Here is a 6,956-nt window from a genome sequence, read left to right as displayed (position 1 = left end):
GAACGCAACAGTGACCGCGCTACGAACGGGCCCGCCATCCCGACTCCGACGAAGAGGAAGCCGAACCGAAATGCCACGCGCACCAGCAGATTCGACGATTCGGTGACCGACTGCTCTTCCAGACGCTCCTCTTCGGTCGCCACCGTTGCCACCACGTCTCGGCCCTCATCGTTTCACACAGCAATTCCTTGCGGGCGTGAACGTTATGGCATCGCTCACTGCATTCGACGTCGTCCGATTCCCATTGGTGGGAATGAAACGTCTGTCACGTTGCCGGTGTGAAGGATTTCGCCTGGGCGGTCCTGGTCATGCTCGACGTCGGGGGCGTAGCCAGCCAAGAGTTCGTCAGGAAACCAGGCAGCCGGTAGTGCCGGTGGTTCCCGGCGTGCCGGACCCGGTTGTGAGGCATTTGAGCAGGAATGCGAGACCCTGCGCAGCTCCGCTGCCGGAGTCGGCGACCGCGCCCATCTGGTCGGTAACTGCGACCTGGTCGACGGCCGGTCCGGCCGCGGCCACCGGGGCGAAAACCCCGGCAAGGACGATCCCACCCATCGACAGCAGGCCGATTGTTGTACGCTTCAAGTGCTTTCAACCTTTCCGAAGATCAAATTACCCACTGGACTCTAGGCATCGGCCAACACTATGAAACGCCGCGAATTCTATGGGCAGCTGCTGCGCGGACCGGAGGTGACGACCGCTGCCCGCTTGGGCCGGGCGGCTACCGTCAGGACAAACTTCCACACTGACATCAGAGGCCAGGCGCAGCGAGCGGGTGCCAGCAAGATTGAACCCAGGAGGGAGGCTAGTCACATCATCGTCGGATATTGCGATACTTCCGCTATTTTGCGACCCTTTTCCTGATCCACCTGTTCGAAAACGTGCATACTCCACTCAACCGCCGCTTGAAATCTCTCGGCGATACCGTTGAGGGATTCGATGTCACGGGCCCTCTGCTGAGTAAACCGGTGTAGGCTATTGACGATGCCTCCATAGGACTCCTGCTCACGGTCATGTATGGTGTCATAAAGCGCCTTTCGCATATCGTTCAGCAGCGACGTGGCATGGGAAATCGTATTATTTGAGGCAGCGATCTCAGCCGGATCGAAGTATAGTTTTCTGTCAGTCGGTTTCCCGTCGGTACTGAAGCGTTTTGTATCGTAGTAATTGTCCGCATCGTTCAGTTTTTCCTCCGCAGTGCGGGCTTGTCTGGTCGCGAGATCATCCAGGTATATTCGCTGATCGCAGCCCTTTCGAACCTGCTCCAACAGTTCGGGAAGATCGTCACGTATCGCATCCCCGATCCTTCGATCCAAAGGCATAGTCGAAGCCTTCGCCGCCGCCTCGGATAACAGTGAACGTGCGGCAGAATCTCGCTGTTGGGTCTCGCTCAGCTCGCGGGAGAAATCGCTCACCGGCGAGCTACCTTTTTCCAGCCTTGCGGACGCCAGAAAAATATCTCCGATAAGGGCATCCATTACATACAAGAGGGCGCGCCCCGAACGTCCGTACCATGAAAGTGCAAGCTTTTCGCGAATAGCCACGCATTTAGCCAAGGTGTTATCGATCTCGCGCTTGACATTCAAATATTGATCGGAACAATTATTTATAGCCACCGGGTCGCCAGGTATTGGATCAACCTTATAGATTTCCTGCGCTACCCGGGCAAGAGCCGCGGGAAGGCATGGGTCGCCCGTAGTATCGTCCAAGGTTTTCCGCAGTGATCGCAGAGCTATCCCCCTTGGCGTCGGTTCGCTGTCCTCCTGCGGTGGTACTCGAACGGGCGGCACGAAACATCCTCTGGTCGTTGACAAATCGATGGCCGTAAACACTAGACGCTCATGAATCTCCCGAAACGCCATCAGTGGGAACCTGGTCGTCACGTACGGCTGCGGTTCCGGCTTGCCCCCACAATTGGGAACAGTCGGGAGCCGACCGGTCACGAGTGTTGGCAGACTGGATGTCGTTCCCATCTGCCGCACGGGGACCTCTCACGGTCCGAGTAAGCCGCTGAATAGCGGGCCGTTGAACAGTGAAGCGGTCGGACAGAAATCGGGAGCTGTATGGTCGGCAAGCCGTTCGGGCGGCGAAGCTTCCTGCGTGGTGCCGGTGCGTTGAGTGTCGCGGGCTCGCTGCTGCCCGCTGCGGCGTGCGGCGACGACGACCAGGCGCTGACGTTCTTCTTCCAGGCCAATCCGGAAGAGGCGAAAGGGCGGATGGCGATCATCGACGAATTCCGGCGACGCTGTCCCGAGATCGCCGTACGGACGGTGCTGTCCGGGCCGGACCCCATGCAGCAGATGTCGACCTACTGCGCTGGGGGCAAGTGCCCGGATGTGCTGATGGCGTGGGATCTGACCTTCGCCGGGCTCGCCGACCGGGGCATGCTGCTGGATCTGAACACCATGCTCGCCTCCGATCCGGCGTTCGCCGCGGAGTTGAGGACCGAGAGCGTCGGTGCGTTGTATGAGACGTTCGAGTTCGAGGGCGGACAGTATGCGTTCCCGGAACAGTGGGCGGGAAACTTCCTGTTCTACAACAAGAAACTGTTCTCCGATGCGGGCGTGCCCGCGCCGCCGGCCCGGTGGGATCGGCCATGGAGTTTCGACGAGTTCCTCAGCGCGGCCCGGGCTCTGACCAAACGGAACCGCTCCGGGAAGGTCACCCAGTGGGGTTTCGTCGACACCTGGGTGCCGTACTACTCGGCGGGGCTGTTCGGTATGAACAACGGCGCCGTGTGGTCGGCCCCGCGGATCAATCCGGCGCACATCAATTTCGACGACCCCGCCTTCATCGACGGTGTCCAGTTCTATGCGGACCTGTCCAACAAGCATGCGGTGACACCCACACCGGCCGATCGCCAGAGCATGTCCACCATGGACATGTTCGTGCTCGGCAAGGCCGCGATGGCTATGGGCGGGCACTGGCGCTACGGCACGTTCACCCACGCCGATGATCTGGATCTCGATGTCACCGTGCTCCCCACCGGGCCGAAGTGCCAAGGCGCGCTGTCGAATATCGGAACAACGGGACTCGCCATAGCCGCGAGTAGCCCACGCAGACAACAGGCATGGGAATTCGTGAAGTTCGTGACCGGCCCGGTCGGCCAAGCACTCATCGGTGGATCCGGTCTTTTCGTGCCCGTACTCAAATCCGCGCTCAACTCGCCCGGATTCGCGAAAGCCCATGCCAGAGTCGGCAATCTCGCGGTACTCACCGAAGGTCCGGCACGGTCAGGCTTTCTGCCTGTCACTCCGGTCTGGGCGGAAATCGATGCCTTGATGGACCGCAGCTTCGGGCCCGTACTGCGTGGAACAAAGCCCGCCACGGTGCTGACCGGGCTTTCCCGTGACGTCGATGAGGTGCTGCGAAAACTATGAGTCTGATCGAAAAAGCTCCTGCCACAGCACTATCCGGGCCTGACGAGGCTATCGATCGCCATGAGCCAGCCCGGCGCCGACGCCAGTGGGGACTGGCCTTCATCGCGCCGAACCTGACGGCCATCGCCGTGTTCCTGTTGTTCCCTCTTGCTTTCTCGCTGTACATGAGCGTGCAAAAATGGGATCTGTTCAACCCTCCGCAATTTGTCGGGTTGAGCAACTTCCGCACTTTGCTGGCCGCGGACCCACTCTTTCTCATCGCACTACGCAATACGGTTGTTCTCACCCTCGGGACGGTGGTGCCGACCGTTGCGATCGGTCTCGCCGTGGCGGCGCTACTGAATCGGAAGATCAGAGGGCTCAGCATCTTCCGCACGATTCTGTTTCTACCATTGGCCGTGTCGTCGGTCGTCATGGCTCTGGTGTGGCAGTTCGTCTTCAACACCGACGGCGGCCTGCTCAACATCATGCTCGGCTGGATCGGTCTGGGGCCGGTGCCTTGGCTGATCGACCCGAAATGGGCGATGTTCTCGCTGTGCCTGGTCGGGGTGTGGAAGTCTGTGCCGTTCGCGATAGTCGTCCTACTGGCGGCAATGCGGGGCGTGCCCGAATCACTGTATGAGGCCGCCAGAATCGACGGCGCCGGAGAGCTCCGTCGGCTGTTCTCCATCACCGTGCCGCTGATTCGGGGCGCGCTGTCGTTCGTAGCGGTCATCTCGGTGATCAACGCCCTGCAGGCATTCGATCAGGTGTACGTGCTCACCGGCGGTCACGGCGGTCCGGAATCAGGCACCTATGTTTTCGGCATCATGCTGTTCCAGCACGCTTTCGCGTTTCTGAACTTCGGTTACGCGGCCGCGCTCGCCTGGGTGATGTTCGCGATCCTGCTGATAGCGACGGTGTTGCAGCTGTATTGGGCACGCAAACACTCCCTGGAGGATTGATGGCTGGGACCACCGAACGCGGAATCAGGCGCGGTATCCTTCGCGGGATCGCACTGTACGCGGCCCTGATCGCGGCAGCTTGGTGCGCATTGTTCCCGATTCTGTGGGCGCTATCGGGCTCGCTGAAGAAGGAAGCCGAGGTCAGTGAGCCTGTCCTGATTCCCGCACATCCGCAGTGGTCCAACTACTCCGACGTTTTCACCCTCATGCCGTTCTGGCGGATGCTGGCCAACACCGTGCTGTACGCCGGCGCTGTCACCGCTGGTCAGGTCTTCTTCTGCTCGCTGGCCGGATATGCGTTCGCTCGACTGCAATTCACCGGTCGCGATACGCTCTTCGTCCTCTATCTGGCCACCCTGATGGTCCCACTGACGGTCACGGTCATCCCGCAGTTCATGCTCATGCGCGCCTTCGGCTGGATGGACACACCGTGGGCGATGATCGTTCCGGGACTGTTCGGCAGCGCCTTCGGCACCTACCTCATGCGGCAGTTCTTCCGCACCCTGCCGAAGGATCTCGAAGAAGCAGCGGCCCTCGACGGCTGCTCGCCGTGGCAGATCTATTGGCGCATCCTGCTTCCGAACGCGAAACCAGCCGCGACGGTGCTGGCCGTTCTCACCTGGGTCAACGTCTGGAACGATTTCCTGTGGCCGCTGGTAATGGTGCAGCGCAAAGACATCGGCACCCTGACGCTCGGCCTCGTGTGGATGCAGGGCCAATACGTATCCGACTGGCCGGTGCTCATGGCCGCCGCGATGCTCGTCCTGCTGCCATTGATCCTCGTATATGTGATTGCCCAGCGCGCTTTCCTGCGCGGCATCGCCACCACCGGGCTCGGTGGACGATAGGGCCCGTTCGAGCCGTCCCCGGAAGGTCGGATCGATTCTCCCACCGGATATTTCACGAAGGATGGAAATGTTTCACCCACTGCGCGCTGGACTCAGCATCGCCATTGTCACACCGGCGCTCATCGTGGCCGGCCTGCAGTTCGGAGGTTCGCCCGAATCGGCCGCCAACATCGACCGAGGACCACTCACCTGTCACGCGGGGTTCTGCAACGATGCCACCGGTTCGAGCGACATGTTCTGGCCGTGGATCGTGCATTTGCCGACCGGCAGCGCCGGATCCTCCTAGCCCCGCTGTCGGTTCGGGTTTGCGTATCCGGGCGACGGGCAGCCTGGAGCAGGCCTTTCACCTACGACGACCGGTACGTCCCGATGCTTCCCATTCTTGGGAAGCCGCGGTTTCGTCGATACAGTCGCTCGAGACATCGGCCGAACCGATTGTCTAGGAGAACCTGTGCAACACAAGGCCGTCCATCACAGCATCCTGATTTCCGGCGCCAGTATCGCCGGACTGACGCTTGCCCATTGGCTGCGTCGATACGGGTTCGAGGTGACGGTTGTAGAGCGTGCGTCCGCTCCCCGTCCCGGCGGCCAGGCGGCGGTTTTGCGCGGCGTCGCAAAGGAAGTTGCTGCGCGCATGGATGTGCTGCCGCGCATCGAACAGTCCCGCGTACATGAGCGTGGACTCGCCTACGTCGACGCCTCCGGTTTGCGGAAGGCTAGCGTGCCGGCCGCGCTGTCCATGGCTGCCGCCGTCGAGATCGAGATCCTGCGTGGCGATCTGACTGGAATCCTGCACGAGGCTGCCGGGGAGGGCGTCGAGTACCTATTCGACGACTCGATCACTGAACTGCGGGAAACCGAGGAAGGCCTGTCGGTCACCTTCGACCGCAACGAGTCTCGCGTCTTCCACCTGATTGTCGGCGCCGATGGGCTGCACTCGAATGTACGGAGACTGGCCTTCGGACCGGAGACCGATTTCGTCCATCACTTGGGCGCCTGCCTGGCATCCTTCACTGTCCCGGCCGACGGACTGGAACTCGACGACTGGTTTCTCGTGCACAATGCGCGAGGCGGCCGACTCGTGGCGCTCCGACGGGAGGGGTCCAACAGCGCCACAGCCATGTTCGCGTTCAAAGCGGCCGGTCTTGTCCACGACCACCACGACTTGGCCCGTCAGCAACAAGTCCTAGCCGAGAAGTTCGCCGGAATGGGTTGGCACACTTCACGATTACTGGGTTCGATGAGTCAGGCGCTGGACTTCTTCTTCGACACCGTCAGCCAGACCCGTATGCACCGATGGGCGCGCGGACGAGTGGCGCTGGTCGGCGACGCGGGCTATTGCGGTTCCTCGCTGTCGGGCAACAGCACCGCGATGGCAATGGTCGGGGCTTATATCCTGGCGGGCGAACTGGCCCGTGCCGGCGACGACTACTCGACCGCCTTTGACCGCTGCCACGACCGAATGCGTCCCTACGTAACCGCATGCCAGAAACTGCCGTCGGGCGGCATCGATGGGTTTCTGCCGAACGGGCGTGCGGCAATCACCATGCGTAACCTGTCAGTCCAGGTCAGGACCTCCGCGCTTTTCCGCCGGAGCACGGCGCAGTCGCTGCAGCAAGCTGACGCGATCACGCTGCCAAGCTACCAAGCATTCGAAACAACCGACGCTTCGAGTCATTGAGCACCTACCGGCGGCGGTCACAAGTCGCCAGCGAGCACCACAGCTCCTGCCCACCGGCCGCCACTGCCGCACCGAGCTCATGCGCCGTGACAACGGCCGGCGAGCC

At 61.5% G+C, this 6,956-nt stretch carries 7 protein-coding genes; 5 read left to right on the top strand and 2 right to left on the bottom strand.

Translation table 11 applies throughout. The features are described 5' to 3' along the window. Positions 1–345 precede the first annotated feature (345 nt). Positions 346–582: a hypothetical protein gene (locus NY1_RS37440; protein ID WP_157762736.1), complete on the bottom strand. Its 237-nt coding sequence runs from the start codon at positions 580–582 to the stop codon at positions 346–348. A gap of 224 nt (positions 583–806) precedes the next feature. Continuing rightward, complete coding sequence (locus tag NY1_RS37435; protein ID WP_157762735.1) at positions 807–1,706, bottom strand: hypothetical protein; 900 nt, start codon at positions 1,704–1,706, stop codon at positions 807–809. A 354-nt stretch (positions 1,707–2,060) separates the two neighbouring features. On the opposite strand from NY1_RS37435, the gene NY1_RS37430 reads away from it, so the two are divergent. From NY1_RS37430 to NY1_RS37410, 5 genes are all read left to right on the top strand, one after another. After that, a complete protein-coding gene (locus NY1_RS37430; RefSeq protein ID WP_067722054.1) occupies positions 2,061–3,377 on the top strand; it encodes an ABC transporter substrate-binding protein in 1,317 nt (438 codons plus the stop codon). Next, on the top strand, positions 3,374–4,321 hold the full coding sequence (locus NY1_RS37425) for a carbohydrate ABC transporter permease (RefSeq protein ID WP_084536089.1): 948 nt from the start codon (positions 3,374–3,376) through the stop codon (positions 4,319–4,321). The genes NY1_RS37430 and NY1_RS37425 overlap by 4 nt, the downstream gene beginning before the upstream one ends. Further along, entirely contained in the window at positions 4,321–5,169 is an 849-nt protein-coding gene (locus NY1_RS37420) for a carbohydrate ABC transporter permease (protein ID WP_067722052.1), read from the top strand. Before NY1_RS37425 ends, NY1_RS37420 begins: the two co-directional genes overlap by 1 nt. A 67-nt stretch (positions 5,170–5,236) precedes the next feature. Then, entirely contained in the window at positions 5,237–5,455 is a 219-nt protein-coding gene (locus tag NY1_RS37415; protein ID WP_157762734.1) for a hypothetical protein, read from the top strand. Between the two features lie 165 nt (positions 5,456–5,620). Continuing rightward, positions 5,621–6,850 carry an FAD-dependent monooxygenase gene (locus tag NY1_RS37410; RefSeq protein ID WP_169815461.1) on the top strand — a complete coding sequence of 410 codons (1,230 nt, stop codon included), beginning with the start codon at positions 5,621–5,623 and terminating at the stop codon, positions 6,848–6,850. Positions 6,851–6,956: the final 106 nt, after the last annotated feature.

The sequence above is a fragment of the Nocardia yamanashiensis NBRC 100130 genome (assembly GCF_001613325.1).
In the GTDB taxonomy this organism is placed as follows: domain Bacteria; phylum Actinomycetota; class Actinomycetes; order Mycobacteriales; family Mycobacteriaceae; genus Nocardia; species Nocardia yamanashiensis.
This window is presented reverse-complemented; position numbering and strand designations above follow the sequence as displayed.

What these genes read in the sequence shown, in the direction of transcription:
- NY1_RS37430 (WP_067722054.1), top strand. Translation starts at nt 2,061, where the DNA reads ATGGTCGGCAAGCCGTTCGGGCGGCGAAGCTTCCTGCGTGGTGCCGGT.
- NY1_RS37425 (WP_084536089.1), top strand. Translation starts at nt 3,374, where the DNA reads ATGAGTCTGATCGAAAAAGCTCCTGCCACAGCACTATCCGGGCCTGAC.
- NY1_RS37420 (WP_067722052.1), top strand. Translation starts at nt 4,321, where the DNA reads ATGGCTGGGACCACCGAACGCGGAATCAGGCGCGGTATCCTTCGCGGG.
- NY1_RS37415 (WP_157762734.1), top strand. Translation starts at nt 5,237, where the DNA reads ATGTTTCACCCACTGCGCGCTGGACTCAGCATCGCCATTGTCACACCG.